The organism is uncultured Solobacterium sp., assembly GCF_963517755.1.
GTDB lineage: Bacteria > Bacillota_I > Bacilli_A > Erysipelotrichales > Erysipelotrichaceae > Bulleidia.
In genome coordinates, this window is sequence record NZ_CAUQGG010000021.1 from 1 (window position 1) to 15,967 (window position 15,967).

Annotated in this window: 11 protein-coding genes and 1 other annotated feature; of the genes, 9 read left to right on the top strand and 2 right to left on the bottom strand. The window is 40.2% G+C overall.

Annotated features, from left to right (window positions below; genetic code table 11):
• Positions 1–84 precede the first annotated feature (84 nt).
• Positions 85–963, bottom strand: coding sequence for a proline iminopeptidase (gene pepI, locus RWM19_RS08505; RefSeq protein ID WP_313985965.1), 879 nt, complete (start codon positions 961–963; stop codon positions 85–87).
• A gap of 108 nt (positions 964–1,071) precedes the next feature.
• Between pepI and RWM19_RS08510 the strand changes: the two genes are divergently transcribed.
• The 4 genes from RWM19_RS08510 (at position 1,072) to RWM19_RS08525 (ending at position 4,912) form a co-directional block, all read left to right on the top strand.
• A complete protein-coding gene (locus tag RWM19_RS08510) occupies positions 1,072–2,976 on the top strand; it encodes a BglG family transcription antiterminator (protein WP_313985968.1) in 1,905 nt (634 codons plus the stop codon).
• An 88-nt stretch (positions 2,977–3,064) separates the two neighbouring features.
• Complete coding sequence (locus tag RWM19_RS08515) at positions 3,065–3,520, top strand: PTS sugar transporter subunit IIA (protein WP_294021698.1); 456 nt, start codon at positions 3,065–3,067, stop codon at positions 3,518–3,520.
• Complete coding sequence (locus RWM19_RS08520) at positions 3,517–3,840, top strand: PTS fructose transporter subunit IIB (protein ID WP_006525790.1); 324 nt, start codon at positions 3,517–3,519, stop codon at positions 3,838–3,840. Before RWM19_RS08515 ends, RWM19_RS08520 begins: the two co-directional genes overlap by 4 nt.
• The gene (locus tag RWM19_RS08525; RefSeq protein ID WP_294026252.1) at positions 3,833–4,912 is read left to right on the top strand and encodes a PTS fructose transporter subunit IIC; all 1,080 of its coding nucleotides are present in this window, start codon (positions 3,833–3,835) and stop codon (positions 4,910–4,912) included. The genes RWM19_RS08520 and RWM19_RS08525 overlap by 8 nt, the downstream gene beginning before the upstream one ends.
• Before the next feature lie 185 nt (positions 4,913–5,097).
• Here the strand turns inward: RWM19_RS08525 and RWM19_RS08530 are convergent, their stop codons facing one another.
• Positions 5,098–5,667, bottom strand: coding sequence for an HD domain-containing protein (locus RWM19_RS08530; protein ID WP_313985973.1), 570 nt, complete (start codon positions 5,665–5,667; stop codon positions 5,098–5,100).
• Positions 5,668–5,872: 205 nt separating this feature from the next.
• Positions 5,873–5,996: a sequence feature (ribosomal protein L10 leader region), on the top strand.
• Between the two features lie 32 nt (positions 5,997–6,028).
• On the opposite strand from RWM19_RS08530, the gene rplJ reads away from it, so the two are divergent.
• The 5 genes from rplJ to rpoC all read left to right on the top strand — a co-directional run bounded on the left by rplJ (position 6,029) and on the right by rpoC (position 15,811).
• Positions 6,029–6,574, top strand: a complete 546-nt coding sequence (gene rplJ, locus RWM19_RS08535) for a 50S ribosomal protein L10 (protein WP_294023598.1) — start codon at positions 6,029–6,031, stop codon at positions 6,572–6,574.
• Between the two features lie 29 nt (positions 6,575–6,603).
• Positions 6,604–6,972 carry a 50S ribosomal protein L7/L12 gene (rplL, locus tag RWM19_RS08540; RefSeq protein WP_294021702.1) on the top strand — a complete coding sequence of 123 codons (369 nt, stop codon included), beginning with the start codon at positions 6,604–6,606 and terminating at the stop codon, positions 6,970–6,972.
• A gap of 78 nt (positions 6,973–7,050) precedes the next feature.
• The gene (locus tag RWM19_RS08545; RefSeq protein ID WP_313985979.1) at positions 7,051–7,650 is read left to right on the top strand and encodes a methyltransferase; all 600 of its coding nucleotides are present in this window, start codon (positions 7,051–7,053) and stop codon (positions 7,648–7,650) included.
• Between the two features lie 105 nt (positions 7,651–7,755).
• Complete coding sequence (locus tag RWM19_RS08550; RefSeq protein WP_313985982.1) at positions 7,756–11,916, top strand: DNA-directed RNA polymerase subunit beta; 4,161 nt, start codon at positions 7,756–7,758, stop codon at positions 11,914–11,916.
• A 13-nt stretch (positions 11,917–11,929) separates the two neighbouring features.
• Positions 11,930–15,811, top strand: coding sequence for a DNA-directed RNA polymerase subunit beta' (gene rpoC / locus RWM19_RS08555; RefSeq protein WP_313985985.1), 3,882 nt, complete (start codon positions 11,930–11,932; stop codon positions 15,809–15,811).
• The last annotated feature ends 156 nt before the right edge of the window (positions 15,812–15,967 follow it).

The window sequence follows — 15,967 nt, forward strand, 5'->3', positions numbered from 1 at the left end:
AATACAAATGTAGCGCCGTATACGAGACCCGTACGTACGGTGCAATGAGAGGGTCAAAGAATATCTGAATAAGATATTCTCACTCTACTCTATTTGTTTTAACCATGATTGTAGTAATTGGATGTATTGATCGGTTGCTTCGGCGAAGACCATGTGACGACAGTTTGGAAATAGGTGCCATGTTGCATGTTTGATATTGTCATACATTGTCTTAGCAACAAGTGGAGTGCATAAGTCGTTTGTTCCAGATATAATAAGTGTAGGAATATTGATATGCTTTAATTCATTTGTTACTTCAAAAACTGCAAGACTTCCGGTTGGTGTATATTCATTTGGGCCCCAACCATAGAGGTACGCTTCTTTTCCTGTCTTCTTTGGGCGAGTTAAACAATCAGGTGCTTTACCAATCTCATATACACCTGCACAATGTGCATGCATGAAGTGGGTATTTGCGATGATGTAATCTTCACTTTCGTAATTACCAGTTCTTTCTGCAATCTCTATAGCACGTTGATCAACTTCAGACATAAAACGAATCATGCGATGTTGTTCACTTGCCCAAAGGGAAGCGGAAGATAATGTGCTAGATAATATCAGTGATTCAATACCCGTAGGGCTGTAATGTAATATGTAGTCTAGCGCAAGCATGCCACCCCAAGATTGACCTAAAAGATGAACCTTTGTTAAGTTAAGGTGCTTGCGTAATGCGATTAGCTCATTGACCCAAGTTTCAGGTGTCCATAGTTCAGGGTGACCTTCAACGTAGGAATTTCCACAACCAAGCTGGTCATACATGACAAGACAATAATCATCACAAGCAAGTGAATCAAGTAGTTCAAAATAGTTATGTGTAGAGCCAGGACCACCATGTAATAGAACTAAAGCAGGTTTGGTAATATCACCGACAATACGGTAGTAGGTTTGATAGTTTAAAAATGGCATGTAGCCTTCTGTAATTTTCATATGTTTAGTATATCATGCAAGAGATAATCAATTTCACATTTTTGCGGGAAACATATTGTCTGAAGGTTTTTTGGACAATACGTATAATTAGAATAGAGGGTTTATAGCATGGATAGACAGGATAGATTACTTTTCTTATTAGTGAAGGAAAATGATCACAGTAAATCAATTCGAGAAATTGCAGATCTTTTTGGTGTGACTGCTCGTACAATTCGTAATGATATTGAAGCACTCAATGATGTGCTTGTTTGTAATGGGGCAAGTATCAAGACGGAACGTAAGGGTATTTCAATTGAAATCCAAGATAAAGAAAAGTTAGAGGATTATTTGCAGTCTATCGAAAATAATCGTGAAAGAGTTTTGACAACCCAAGACCGTGTTCGCCAGATTATAGAAACATTACTTACTTCTGATGAAAGCGTGCGTATGGATGACCTTGCGGATGCGATGTTTATCAGTCGTGCAACACTAAAAAATGATATGAAGATTGTCCGCAATATTCTTGCGGATTTTGGTATTGAGATTGACTATCGTGCATATCAAGGTATGCGTGCAATTGGTAGTGAACAGCAGTACCGTCTATGTTTAACTCGAATCCAAATGGAAGAACCGTTTTATACGCAGCAACTACCAGAAAATAATCAGTTAGATAGTATCCATAAAATTATTTCAGACAAAGTTGTCAAATACAATTTTATGATATCTGATCTATCACTCAATAATTTAACCTTCCACATCTATATCGCAATTCAGCGCATCCTAGATGGTAAAGTGATTCCTCTTGGCAAAGAAACAGAACAGCAGATGGAAAATGATAGTGACCTTGTGATGACCAAGGCTATTATTCAAGATATTGAAAAAGAATTTGATGTAAAGTTTCCGGATAGTGAAGTGTATTATGTGCTAATGCATTTGAGTAGTAAAAAGATTATCCGACTAAATAATGGACAGCAGAGTAACTCGGTTGTGGATGAGGATACTTTTGAGATTGTTTTGGCAATGTTGGAAGCGGTCAACGAAACCTTCCGCATTGATTTGCGTTATGATTTTGAACTTGCGACATTGTTATCTCTACACGTTATACCATTTAAAGTTAGATTGCAGAATCACATTGCAAGTTATAATCCGCTAGCAAATCAGATTCGTGAACACTTTGTACTAGCATACTCAATGGCTACTGTTGCTTGTGGTGTGTTAAAGAAAATGTACAACAGATGTATCTGCAAAGATGAGATTGCGTATATTGCATTGCATTTCAATGTTGCGCTAGAAAAGAAGCGCGAAAAACAGACGAAAGAAAAAGTATTAATTGTCTGTGGGAGTGGACGAGCAAGTTCAGAACTGTTGCGCTATCAGATTGAGGAAAAGTTTGGTAAGAATCTAGAGGTAGTTGGTACAGCCAGTTTAAATACATTGCATAGTCAGAATCTTGAGGGTATTGATTACATTCTGACAACTGTGCCAATTGAAGAAAAACTGAATATACCAGTCATTGAAGTCAATGCCTTTTTAGGCAAGAGTGCAATTGAAAATGTTCATGCGATGATCCAAAAGACGCACGACTTACAAATCTTCAACTATTTCCGTGAGGATATGTTCTTTGGGGATTTACCATATAACGATAAAGAAGAAGTAATTCATTTCTTGTGTATGCAAGCACAGAAGAAAGTAGATATCTCAAATGAATTTGAGAAAGCTGTGCTTGAAAGAGAAAGCGTTGGTGCAACCGCATTTGGAAACATGGTTGCGATACCACACCCAATCCACCCAATGGGTAAAGAGAGTTTTGTGGAGATTGGTATCTTACAAAAACCAATTCAATGGGATAAGGATACAGTGCAGATTATCTTTCTGTTATCCATGAAGGAGAAGGGTGATGATACCATGCCTGCATTTTATAAGGTGCTCAGTCAGATTGTAAGTTCTGATGAATATACAAAGGAATTGATCCGTACACAGAGTTTTGATAAGCTACATGAAATTATTCTGAAGATTGAAGAAGAATCCGTATAATGAATTTCCATTTCCAAATTGAAAAAAGTGAACTGTTCTCGATTGTTGAATAGATGGACAATATAGATACAGTCGAAAGGAGACAAAAATGTTTGCAAAAGAATTAACGATTTTCACGGATAAAGTTTATCGTGATAAGTATGAGGCAATTGAAGACATTGCACATTTACCAAATGAATTTGTAAATAATAACGATGAGTATGCTAAGGCTGTTATTGACCGTGAAAACGTAATCGCAACCTATATTGGTTATGGTATTGCAATTCCACATGCAATCTCAGCTGCAGTCAATCAAGCATTTGTTATCTATGTGAAATTCTTGAATGGATGTCCATGGACAAATGAAGATGGAGAAGACAGGGTGGATCACATGATGATGATTGGTGTACCTGCTGATAAAGGATCTACGCAACATTTGAAGATTCTGGCAGAGCTTAGTAAGAATTTAATGCATGAAGATTTCCGCGAGAAATTCTTAAATACAAAGAGCCCTGAAGAGTCTTACGAACTTTTGAAATCGATTGAAAAGGAGATGGAAGTATGAAATTAGTAGCAGTAAGTGCATGTACAGCAGGTATCGCACATACGTACATGACACAAGAAGCAATCGAGCAGGAATGCAAGAAGAGAGGCATTGACTGCAAGGTTGAAACACAAGGTGGTATGGGCATCAATAATGAGTTGGAACAAGATGAAGTCGATGCGGCTGATGTCGTTATTTTAGCTATCGCAATTGGTATTGAAGGCGATGAACGCTTTGATGAAAAACGTGATGAGGGTAAGGTTATCGAAGTTGATCCAACACAAGCAATCAAAGATATCAAGAAATTAATTGATAGAGCGGAGGCTTTGGCAAATGAGTGAGATGAATAATAAGTTGAAAGAAACTGGACGTAGTATATTTAAAGCATTTAATACGGGTATCTCATATTTCTTACCAGTCATTATCGCTGGTGGTATGTTATTCTCATTTACTTTATTTACAGGTCATATTGAAAATGGCGCAATCATTCCAAGCAATCAGTTCTGGCAGAACGTATATAGCTTAGGTATTGCCGGCTTCTCCATGATGGTTCCGGTTATCTGCGGATATATCGCTTACGCTATCGCTGGAAAACCTGCATTAGCTCCAGGTTTGATTATGGGTTATGTTGCAAATAATCCTATCGGAGAAGAACAATTATCTACAGGATTTATTGGAGCTTTACTATTAGGTTTCATCGTAGGTTACTTCGTTAAGTGGATGAAGACTTGGAAGGTTATTGACTCCTTGAAGCCAATGATGCCTACATTCTTTATTCCTCTATTAACGACATTTGTCGTTGGTATCTTCTACATCTATGTTTTAACAGGACCTATCAATGCGTTTGTACAGGTTATCGTTGATGTAATGAATGGCCTAAGTGGAACAAATGCAATCTTGTTAGGACTTGGAATTGGACTATTAGCAGCAGCTGACTTTGGCGGTCCATGTTCAAAGGCTGCCACAGCATTCACACTTGCATTAATGGCTGAAGGTATTTATGGACCTAACGGTGTATTCCGTATGTGTTGTGCAATTCCTCCACTCGGTATGGGTCTTGCGTCATTTATCTTAAGAAAGCATTATACAAAGGCAGATCGCTCTGTAGGTATCTCTGCATTCTTGCTATCCTCAGGTGGTATCACAGAAGGTGCTTGGCCATTTGCAGGTAAAGACTTTAAGCATACTTGGATTGCATGTGCAATCGGTACAGCAATCGCTGGTGCATTAGGTATGGTACATGGTGTATCTTCCGTTGTAGCGTTTGGTGGTATCGTTGCGATTACTGGTGTCATTGAAGGGCAAGTTTGGTATGTAGTAGATATGTTAATCGGCGCACTAATCATCGTGGCAATCTTAGCAGTCACAAAGAAACCATTAACAGAGGAAGAATTGGCAGAAGGTAATAAATAATCTAGAAAGCATAACCGCAATTATGCGATAAGGGATGTGGCATTGTGTCACATCCTTTACTGTTTTTAAGAAACCAATTTAAGTTTGGATGTTAGATGCTTCGTTTGAATAGTAAATGAAAACACTTTAGATTCGTTGGCATCTAAAGTGTTTTGAGGATATCTAAAATATGTGATAGAAGGTAACTATTCTTTGATTTCTGAATCAATTTTATGCAGTGTATCAGATAGTATCTCTTTTCTAAGCGAAGTTAGCCATGAAGAGAATTGTACAACATCAAACGCATAGGTTTGGTTGAGTTCATATTCATTCTCTGACCATGTATCAATTGGTGATTCGTTATGCTGAATAACTGCTTCTAGTTTATCTAAAGCTTTATATATTTTAGATTCTTGGGTTTCTTGTTGGTTCATCTCGTTATATAGTTCTGTCATTCGTGTTGAGATGTTTTCGGGGAGAGTGTCAACCCATTGCGATAATAATGAATCTTCAATATCACGGTCATGATCAGTTTTGAGGAATGTTGGGATATCGCCGGTAAAACATTCGCCTAAATCATGAATTAAGCACATACTGATTACTTTATCAATATCTGCATTGGGGAACTCATCCTTTAAAAGAAAGGCCATGAGGGAAATTCTCCAACTATGTTCGGCAACACTCTCGATGCGTCTTTTACTCGTCGTACAGTGACGTGTGGTATCTTTCAATCTTTCTGCAATATGCAATATCTCTAAATATTCTCTCGGATTCATGGGTAGGCTCCCTTCTAAAGTCTATACTTGTAATGAAATCTTGTATTCATTTGAAACTATCCTCCTTAGTATATAACGTCATGGAGTTTAAGGTGTATATTTTCCTTTGCGTAGACCTTGAAATTTTTGTGGTGTTGATATGGGAATCGGGCTGAGAATACAATAATGCAAATGGAACTTGACATTATAAAAATGCATGGTATCATATCATCGTTATCAAATACCACAGACAGTAACGGCGTATGCTTAATAAGGTTACCGAGGTAGATGAAAGTTCATATTAATGTACTTTTGCTCTCGCTGTCTGCGAGGGCTTTCTTTCTAAATGTGTATTCGATAACAGAGAATAGGAAGGTGAAGTATGAATCAGACTGTATTAGAGTCTAAGCAGGGTGTTGTTTCCGAAATTAAGGAAAAATTCACTAACTCTTCATCCACTATCGTTGCCGAGTACCGTGGCCTCTCAGTTGCTGAGGTTACTGAACTCCGTAGAGCATTACGTGCTGAAGGTGTTGAACTTAAGGTTTATAAGAACACATTAGCTAGTAAGGCTGCTGAAGATGCAGGATATGGTGATCTTAAGGATTGCTTAACAGGTCCTAACGCATTGGCATTCGGTGGTGATGAAACTGGTGCTGCTCGTGTAATGGCTAAGTTTGCTAAGAAGCACAAGGCATTAGTTCTTAAGGGTGGTATTGTTGAAGGTAAGGTTGTTGACCTCAACACAGTAAATGAACTCTCTGCATTACCAAACAGAGAAGGCATGCTCAGCATGTTGCTATCTGTATTGAACGCTCCAGTATCTTCATTCGCACGTGTTGTGAATGCTGTTGCTGAAGCAAAACCAGCTAACGGAGCTGCTCCGGTTGCTGAAGAAGTAAAAGAAGCTGCTGAGGCAGCTGCCTAAGAAAGAAATAGAAGAGGAGAAATTAATCCATGGCAAAGTTAACACAGGAAGATATCCTAGCATATCTTGATGAAGCTACAATTCTTGAACTAAATGAACTCGTAAAGGCTATTGAAGAGAAGTACGGCGTTTCTGCTGCTGCTCCAGTAGCAGCTGCTGCTCCAACAGAAGCTGCTGCAGCTGCTCCTACAACAGTTAATGTTGTATTAGCTGCCGCTGGTGACTCTAAGGTAGGCGTAATTAAGGTTGTTCGTGAAATCACAGGTCTTGGACTTGTTGATGCTAAGAAGCTCGTTGATGGAGCTCCTGCAACAATCAAGGAAAACGTTGCTGCTGAAGAAGCTGAAGAACTCAAGAAGAAGCTCACAGATGCTGGTGCAACTGTTGAATTCAAGTAATCTAGAAAATAACAGAAAACACATGAAAAGCCGAATAATAAATTGTTCGGCTTTTCGGGTATTAGAAAGGAACGGTTAATGGCACATTATTTTACCGATAACCGAAATCTGGATGAGAACCGGAAGGAACATACTTTCCGGTTTTTAGACCGTTTATATATCTTTACGACTGACAACGGCGTATTTTCAAAAACAGGCGTAGATTATGGCAGCTACGTCTTGCTGAAAGCAATCAGCAAAGAAACTCTCCATGGTAAGGTCTTGGATATGGGTTGTGGATATGGAACGCTAGGCATCATTACAAAATCATTATTTCCTAGCTGTGAAGTCACAATGGCAGATATCAATCCACGTGCTGTAGAACTGGCACAATTAAACTGTGGTTTGAACCAAGTGAAGTGTACTACTCTTGTTTCGGATGGATACGCCGAAATCAAAGGCCAATATCATTTTATTATCACCAATCCTCCGATTCGAACGGGAAAAAAAGTTATCTATAAAATGTTCGAGGATGCATATAGCCATCTATTAGTAGGTGGTTCTATCTATGCGGTTATCCGTAAACAGCAAGGTGCGGAAAGTGCTAAGAAGAAGTTTGCGGAAGTGTTCGGGAATTGCGAGGTTATTTCTAAGGATCGAGGATACTATATTTTGCAAAGTAGGAAGTTGACGGAATAAAAAAGTTGTTTTATTATAGTAAATTGCAAAAGAGTCGAATAGGGATGGGGTTATTCTACCCTTTTTCGACATTTCTGGCGGTGCAGGCGAAAGGATGGCGAACAAATGGAAAATAAGCAGACATACCACGTTGTGCATTATGGCAACAAGGCAACTCGTAGAGATTATTCTAAAGTTAGCAGTGGTCTAGATCTACCTGATTTGGTAGAAATTCAGACTGCAGCTTTTGATTGGTTTTTAAGAGACGGTATTAAAGAAGTATTTAACGATGTATATCCAATTTCAAACTATGCGGGTAACATTCGTTTGAAGTTCCTAGATTATGAATTTGGGGAACCAAAGTATTCAATTAGTGAATGCAAATACAGAGAAGTAAATTACAGCGCTCCTCTTAAAGGTAAGATGGAGTTAGAAGTTATGGATCCAGAAACTGGTGAAGTAATCACAAAGAATGAAGAGGTCTTCTTGGGAGACTTCCCTTTAATGACGCCAACAGGCACATTCATTATCAATGGTGCTGAGCGTATTATCGTATCTCAGATTGTTCGTTCTCCAGGTGCGTACTTTGATATTGAATCAGAAGAGCGCACAGGTCGTGATACATATAAATGCGAGTTGATTCCAAGCCGTGGAACATGGCTAGAATTCATGAGTGATGACAAGAAAGCTGCACTTGGCCGTATTTTGAACGTATCAATTGACCGCAGAAGAAAAGTATTAAGTTCAATCCTATTCAAGGCAATTGGTTTATCCTTGAACCTTGAACGTGGTGAAAATGCATTTGATACAACAAACATGAAGAAGTTCTTAAAGGCATTAAACTTGCCTGTAAATTCTGATGTTATCGTGCCAGAAGAAGAACGTGAATTCCAGAACGATTACATGTTATTGTATACGGCGATTTTCGGAAATTACGAAGAAGTTCGCAATACACTTGCGGCTGATAAGACAAAGACTAAGAACGAAGCACTCTTAACAGTGTATGAAAATCAGCGTGCGGATGAAATCGCAACCATCGATGGTGCGATTACTTTAATGGACGCTAAGTTCTTTGACTACAGAAGATATGACTTAACAAAGGCAGGTCGTTATAAGGTTCATAAGAAGTTAAGTATTTTAGACCGCATGGAAGGCTTGTCTCTTGAGAAGGACTTAGTAAGTGCTGAAGGCAAGACTCTTGTAAAGAAGGGTGTTGTTATCGACAAGGAATTAAGAAATGAGTTACGTGCTGAAATTGATAAGGGTATCAATTGCCGTGCATTACCATTTACACATACATTCTCACACCCATCGACAGCAGTAATGGATACATCTTGGAAGAATAGTTTAGTAGGACGTATCTTAGCAGTTGATTTAGATGGTAAGACAGAACGTACAACACTAGAAATGGGTACAGTTCTAACAGAAGAAGATGTAAAGGCAATCGCTAAGGAATTCAAGCAGGTAACTGTTTATGCCGGTATTATCGCTTCTCCTGTTAAGGTAACAAACGATAATGTTAACGCTGTTCTTGATTACGGTTCCCGTATGTTTGAAATTGGCCGTGTCACATTAAACGGTGAAGATTTAACAAACGCTGATGGTGAAGTAATGTGTCCAACATACTTGCCGGATGTTGAACTGACTAAGCTTTCTACAGCTGATCAAGAAACAATCGTAGCTGAAGCCACAAACCATTCTGGTGAAGTAACTGTTTGGCTAGTAGGTGCTTGCGTACAGGAAGTTACTGTAATGCAGGAAGGTCATCCAGTGAACTTGATTGGTATCGACCCATTAAATGACAAACACACAATCACGATGAGTGATATGTATGCTTTATATAACTACGAACTTACAATGTTCGATGGTGTAGGTTCTCAAGATGATATCGATATGCTTGGCAACCGTCGTATCCGTACAGTTGGTGAATTAATTCAGAACCAATTCCGTATTGGTTTATCACGTATGGAACGTGTTGTTAAGGAAAGAATGTCTATCGCAGATACAGCAAACTTAACACCAAAGCAACTAACAAATATTCGCCCATTAACAGCTGCGATTAAGGAGTTCTTCTCCTCATCTCAGTTATCTCAGTTCATGGATCAGGAAAACCCACTTGCGGAGTTGTCAAACAAGCGTCGTATTTCTGCGTTAGGACCTGGTGGTCTTACACGTGAGCGCGCAGGCTTCGAAGTGCGTGATATTCACAACTCTCACTATGGACGTATCTGTCCAATTGAGACACCTGAAGGACCAAACATCGGTTTGATCTCTTACCTTACAACTTATGCAAAGGTAAATGAATATGGCTTCATCGAAACTCCATACCGTAAGGTTGTGGATGGCAAAGTTACAGATGAAATTAAGTATATGCCAGCAGACGAAGAAAATGATCACGTAATCGCTCAGGCAAACGAGATCAAGGATGGTCAGCTTGTAGGTGATAAGATTATCGCTCGTATCAAGGGTGAAACTGTGATGGTTGACCGTAGCCAAGTTGACTACGCTGACGTATCTCCACGTCAGATTGTTTCTGTAGCGACTGCGTGCGTTCCATTCTTGGAAAACGATGACTGTACTCGTGCCCTCATGGGTGCCAACATGCAGCGTCAGGCTGTACCTCTTATGAATCCACACAGTCCATTTGTTGGTACAGGTATGGAACATGTGATTGCACGTGACTCAGGTTCTGCTTGTGTTGCGACAGGTCCAGGTGTTGTTACATATGTTGACGCAACAAAGGTTGTTGTGGCTGAAGATAATGGTAATGAGAAGACATATGAACTAACGAAGTATCGTCGTTCTAACGCTTCTACTTGCTTAAATCAAAGACCTATTGTTTGGGATGGTGAACGTGTTGAACGTGGCACAATCCTTGCAGATGGTCCGGCGATGGAAAATGGTGAACTTGCTTTAGGTCAAAACGTTACAATCGCGTTTATGACATGGCATGGTTATAACTATGAAGATGCGATTATCATGTCTGAAAAGATGCAATCGCAAGACTACTACACATCTGTACATATTGAAGAATATGACATCGAATGCCGTGAAACGAAGTTAGGTCCAGAAGAGATTACTCGTGATATTCCTAACGTCGCTGAAAGTGCATGCCGCAATCTTGATGGTCGTGGTATCGTCATGGTCGGTGCAGAAGTGAAGGAAGGAGATATCCTTGTTGGTAAGGTTACTCCTAAGGGTCAAACAGACCAAACTCCAGAAGAGAAGTTATTGATGGCTATCTTCGGTGAGAAGTCACGTGAAGTACGTGATAACTCCTTGAAGGTACCACATGGTGGTGCCGGTATTGTTCACAGTATCCGTGTATTCAAGCGTAAGGAAGACCATGAACTTCCACCAGGAGTAAATGAAGTTGTTAAGGTTTATATCGTTCAGAAACGTAAGATTTCTGAGGGTGATAAGATGGCTGGACGTCACGGTAACAAGGGTGTCATCTCTCGTATCAACCCAGTTGAAGATATGCCATACATGTCAGATGGAACTCCTATCGACATTATGTTGAACCCATTCGGTGTACCATCACGTATGAACATCGGACAGGTATTAGAGGTTCATCTTGGTTTCGCTGCGAAGAAGTTAGGCGTTAAATTTGCGACTCCAGTATTCGATGGTGTTTCTAACACTGACCTACGTGACATCATGAAGGAATCTAATTCTTCACCAGATGGTAAGTATGTTCTATATGATGGACGTACAGGTGAGGCATATGACGACCGTATCTCAGTTGGTGTCATGTATATGATTAAGCTTGCGCACATGGTCGATGATAAGTTACATGCACGTGCAACTGGTCCATACTCACTCGTTACACAGCAGCCATTAGGTGGTAAGGCACAAAATGGTGGTCAGAGATTTGGTGAGATGGAAGTTTGGGCTCTTGAAGCATATGGTGCATCTCATGTATTACAAGAAATCTTGACTGTGAAGTCAGACGATATTGCTGGACGTACAAAGACATACGAAGCAATTGTGAAGGGCAAGGATATGCCAGAACCTGGTATTCCTGAATCATTCCGTGTATTAGTACACGAATTACAGGCTCTTGCGATTGACGTACGCATGATGGATGACGCTGGCAATGAGATGGATCTCAAGCAGATGGAACAGGAAGAACTCAAGGAAGAAACAACTCTTGATTTCGACCCATCCACACTTGTAAATGATGCGGAATCAAACGAAGATCTAACAATCAAAGATGAATTAGATGAAGAAATTCCTGAAGCAGCGACCGTAGGGTTCGATGACTTCGGGGAAGAAGATCAATAAGGAGGATGCTTAGATGAATATTAATAACTTTACAGCGATTAAAGTCGGTCTGGCATCACCAGAGAAAATCCTTGCTTGGTCATATGGCGAAGTAAAGAAGCCAGAAACAATCAACTATCGTTCTCAGAAGCCTGAGCGTGATGGTTTATTCTGCGAACGCATTTTCGGTCCTACAAAGGACTGGGAGTGCGCTTGCGGAAAGTTCAAGAAGATTCGTTACCAAGGCGTAGTTTGCGACCGTTGTGGTGTTGAAATCACAAAGGCTAGTGTACGTCGTGAACGTATGGGTCATATTGAATTAGCAGCTCCAGTAGCACATATTTGGTATTTACGTGGAATTCCTTCCCGTATGGCACTCCTATTAAACGTAGCGCCTAAGTCATTGGAAGAAGTTGTATACTTTGTATCTTGGATCGTAACTGACCCAGGTGATACAAAGCTTGAATACAAGCAGATTCTTTCCGAAAGAGAATACCGTGAAAACAACGCTATTTATGGTGCTGGTAGCTTCGTTGCACAAACAGGTGCAGAAGCGATTAAGACATTACTTGAACAATGTGATGTTGAAGCTGAATATACAGCGATTATGGCAGAGCTTGAAAAGTCTACTGGTGATAAGCGCAAGAAACTAATCAAGCGCTTAGAAACAGTAGAAGCTTTCCGTAATTCTGAAAACAAGCCAGAATGGATGGTATTGACTGTATTGCCAGTTATCCCACCAGATCTTCGTCCAATGTTACAGTTGGATGGTGGTCGTTTCGCTACTTCTGACTTAAATGATTTATATCGTCGTGTTATTACTCGTAATAACCGTTTAAAGAAGTTGCTTGAACTTGGAACTCCTGCAATTATCGTTCAAAACGAAAAGCGTATGTTACAGGAAGCTGTTGATGCGTTAATTGATAACGGTCGTCGTTCCAAGGCAATTACAGGTGCTGGTGGACGCGCACTCAAGTCTCTATCTCACTCCTTAAAGGGTAAGCAGGGACGTTTCCGTCAGAACTTATTAGGTAAGCGTGTTGACTTCTCTGGTCGTTCCGTTATCGCAATTGGACCATACCTCAAGATGTGGCAGTGCGGATTACCTAAGGAAATGGCAATTAACTTATACAAGCCATTTGTAATCAATGAATTAGTAAACTTACAGATTGCGTCTAACCCTAAGACAGCTGAGAAGTTGATTGGTCGCCAAGATCCACGTGTTTGGGATGTTGTGGAAAAGGTTATTGCGAACCACCCAGTATTCTTAAACCGTGCACCTACACTTCACCGTTTAGGTATTCAGGCATTCTTCCCACGCTTGGTTGAAGGCCGTGCAATCCGTGTGCATCCGTTAGTATGTCCTGCGTTCAATGCGGACTTCGACGGTGACCAGATGGCTGTCCATCTCCCATTAAGTGAGATGGCAAGAGCTGAAACTGAAGTCTTGATGTTAGGTTCTAATAATATCTTAGGTCCTAAGGATGGTAAGCCTATCGTTACACCTGGACAGGACTTAGTATTAGGTAACTTCTACTTGAACATGGAAGAAACAGCGGAAGAGTTCAAGAAGAAGGCAGATGCTCTAGAACAGCTTGGTGAAAAGACTGAAGCAGCAAGATGGAGAAGATACAGCGAAAATGAAGGACACGTATTCAAGGATGTCAACGAAGTAATGATGGCATACCAGACAGGTGTTGTTCACTTACATAATCGTATCGCTCTTCCTGCAAGAGCAGTTAACAAGACTGGCTTTACAGAAGAACAAAATAACAAGTACTTATTAACAACAGTTGGTAAGATTATCTTTAATGGTGTATTCCCTGCAGATTTCCCATATCTCAATGAGGTAACTCCAGAAAATCTAAAGGCAACACCAGATTCAGAGTTTGTTCCACTAGGTACAGATATCAAGAAGGAATTTGCTAACCGTAAGGTAGCATCTGAATTCAAGAAGAAGGACTTAGGAAACTTGATTGCGGCTGTCTTTGACCACTATAAGACAAATGGCACATCAGACATCTTGGATAGCTTGAAGGATATGGGATACCTCTATTCAACATTAGCGGGTATGACTGTAGCCCTCAGCGATATCTCTGTCGCACCTAATAAGGAAGCGTTAGTAGCTGAAGGTCGTAAGAAGGCTGAACAGTTCAACATGTTACGTGACAGAGGTCTATTAACACCTCAGGAATGGGAAGCTAAGTTCTCCTCACTCTGGAATGATGTTAAGAATGATGTTGGTAACAACTTAATGGAATCCATGGCTCGTATGAACCCAATCAACATGATGGCGGTATCTGGTGCCCGTGGTAATAAGAACCACTTTACACAGTTAGCTGGTATGCGTGGATTGATGGCTCGTCCTACACAGTCTAAGTCCCGTAAGGAATACCAACCATCTATTATCGAAGTCCCAATTTACTCATGTTTCCGTGAAGGTATGAGCGTATCAGAGTTCTTTATTTCCACTCACGGTGTACGTAAGGGATTAACAGATACAGCCTTGAAGACTGCCGAATCTGGATACTTAACACGTCGTCTTGTCGATGTTGCTCAGGAAGTTATCATCGGAGAAGAAGACTGTGGAACAGAACGTGGATATCTTGTTAAGAATATTTACGAAGATAAGATTCTACGTCCAGATGAAAAGCCAGTATTAATTGAAGGCTTATTCGATCGTATCGTTGGTCGCTACACACAAAAGCCAATCCTAGATCCTAAGACAGGCGAAGTGATTGTTGATGGCGATACATTAGTAGATGAAGACTTAGCACACAAGGTTGTTGCGGCTGGTGTTGAAGAAGTTTACATCCGTAACGTATTCACATGCGAATCTACAAATGGTATCTGCCGTAAGTGCTATGGCCGTAACATGGCTACAGGTAACCTTGTTGAAGAAGGCGAAGCTATCGGTATCATGGCTGCTCAGGCGATCGGTGAACCTGGTACACAGTTAACAATGCGTAACTTCCACACTGGTGGTGTTGCGACACAGAACGGTGATATTACACAGGGTCTTCCTCGTGTAGAAGAATTGTTCGAAGCACGTGCACCTAAGGGATTAGCTGTCATCTCTAAGATTGATGGTGAAATCACTGATGTACATGACAATGAAAACAAGACAGGTACAGTTATTGTTGTATCGAATGAAAACGAATCTATCGAACACAAGTGTGACTTGACACAGGTGAAACGTCAGAACTTAAATATCGGTGATCATGTATCTGCTGGTGATAAGCTAACTGAAGGTCCAATCGCTCCTAAGGAATTATTGGAAGTAGCGGGTGTAAGAGCAGTTCAGGAATATATCTTGAAGGAAGTTAAGAAGGTTTACTCTTCTCAGTCTATCGATATTTCTGATAAGCACTTGGAAGTAATGATCAAGCAGATGTTAAAGAAAGTCATCGTTATCGAAGGAAATGACTCAGGCCTAAGTGCAGGACAGACATTATCACTCGCTAATATGAACGCAATTAACGAAGATCTATTGTTCGATGGAAAGAAACCAGCGAAGTTTGGTCCATTACTCTTAGGTATCTCCAAGTCTGCTGTTGAAACAGATTCATTCTTATCTGCTGCATCCTTCCAGGAAACAACAAGAGTTCTTACGGAAGCTGCGGTTAGAGGTAAGGTTGATAAACTTGAAGGTCTTAAGGAAAATGTTATCATCGGTAAACTTATTCCAGCCGGAACAGGTAGAAACTTTGACCGTGAAACATCACGTCGCATCGAGGAACGTGCAATGGAACTCAAGGAAATTCGTGAAGAAAAGGCTAGAGAACTCGCAGAAGCAACTGCAAATAGATTGCCTGAAGAGATTCTCGGTAGCAACGCAGATGTGCATGTAAGTAGTGCAGAATCCGCTCTTGCTTTAGCTGAACGTATGAAGTCAGAACATAACTTTGATTTCTAATGAATGCATGAAATGAAGCAGTCTGGAAACAGGCTGCTTTTCATATGCAGATATGGAAAAAAATCTTGAAAAAAATGATAAAAAATATTGACATCGAAATAGATACTTGGTATATTAATACAGCACTCTTCGGAAGGAGAGATGCAGAGATCTTTG

What these genes read in the sequence shown, in the direction of transcription:
- rplJ (WP_294023598.1), top strand. Translation starts at nt 6,029, where the DNA reads ATGAATCAGACTGTATTAGAGTCTAAGCAGGGTGTTGTTTCCGAAATT.
- pepI (WP_313985965.1), bottom strand. Translation starts at nt 963, where the DNA reads ATGAAAATTACAGAAGGCTACATGCCATTTTTAAACTATCAAACCTAC.
- RWM19_RS08520 (WP_006525790.1), top strand. Translation starts at nt 3,517, where the DNA reads ATGAAATTAGTAGCAGTAAGTGCATGTACAGCAGGTATCGCACATACG.
- RWM19_RS08515 (WP_294021698.1), top strand. Translation starts at nt 3,065, where the DNA reads ATGTTTGCAAAAGAATTAACGATTTTCACGGATAAAGTTTATCGTGAT.
- RWM19_RS08545 (WP_313985979.1), top strand. Translation starts at nt 7,051, where the DNA reads ATGGCACATTATTTTACCGATAACCGAAATCTGGATGAGAACCGGAAG.
- rplL (WP_294021702.1), top strand. Translation starts at nt 6,604, where the DNA reads ATGGCAAAGTTAACACAGGAAGATATCCTAGCATATCTTGATGAAGCT.
- RWM19_RS08530 (WP_313985973.1), bottom strand. Translation starts at nt 5,667, where the DNA reads ATGAATCCGAGAGAATATTTAGAGATATTGCATATTGCAGAAAGATTG.
- RWM19_RS08525 (WP_294026252.1), top strand. Translation starts at nt 3,833, where the DNA reads ATGAGTGAGATGAATAATAAGTTGAAAGAAACTGGACGTAGTATATTT.
- RWM19_RS08550 (WP_313985982.1), top strand. Translation starts at nt 7,756, where the DNA reads ATGGAAAATAAGCAGACATACCACGTTGTGCATTATGGCAACAAGGCA.
- RWM19_RS08510 (WP_313985968.1), top strand. Translation starts at nt 1,072, where the DNA reads ATGGATAGACAGGATAGATTACTTTTCTTATTAGTGAAGGAAAATGAT.
- rpoC (WP_313985985.1), top strand. Translation starts at nt 11,930, where the DNA reads ATGAATATTAATAACTTTACAGCGATTAAAGTCGGTCTGGCATCACCA.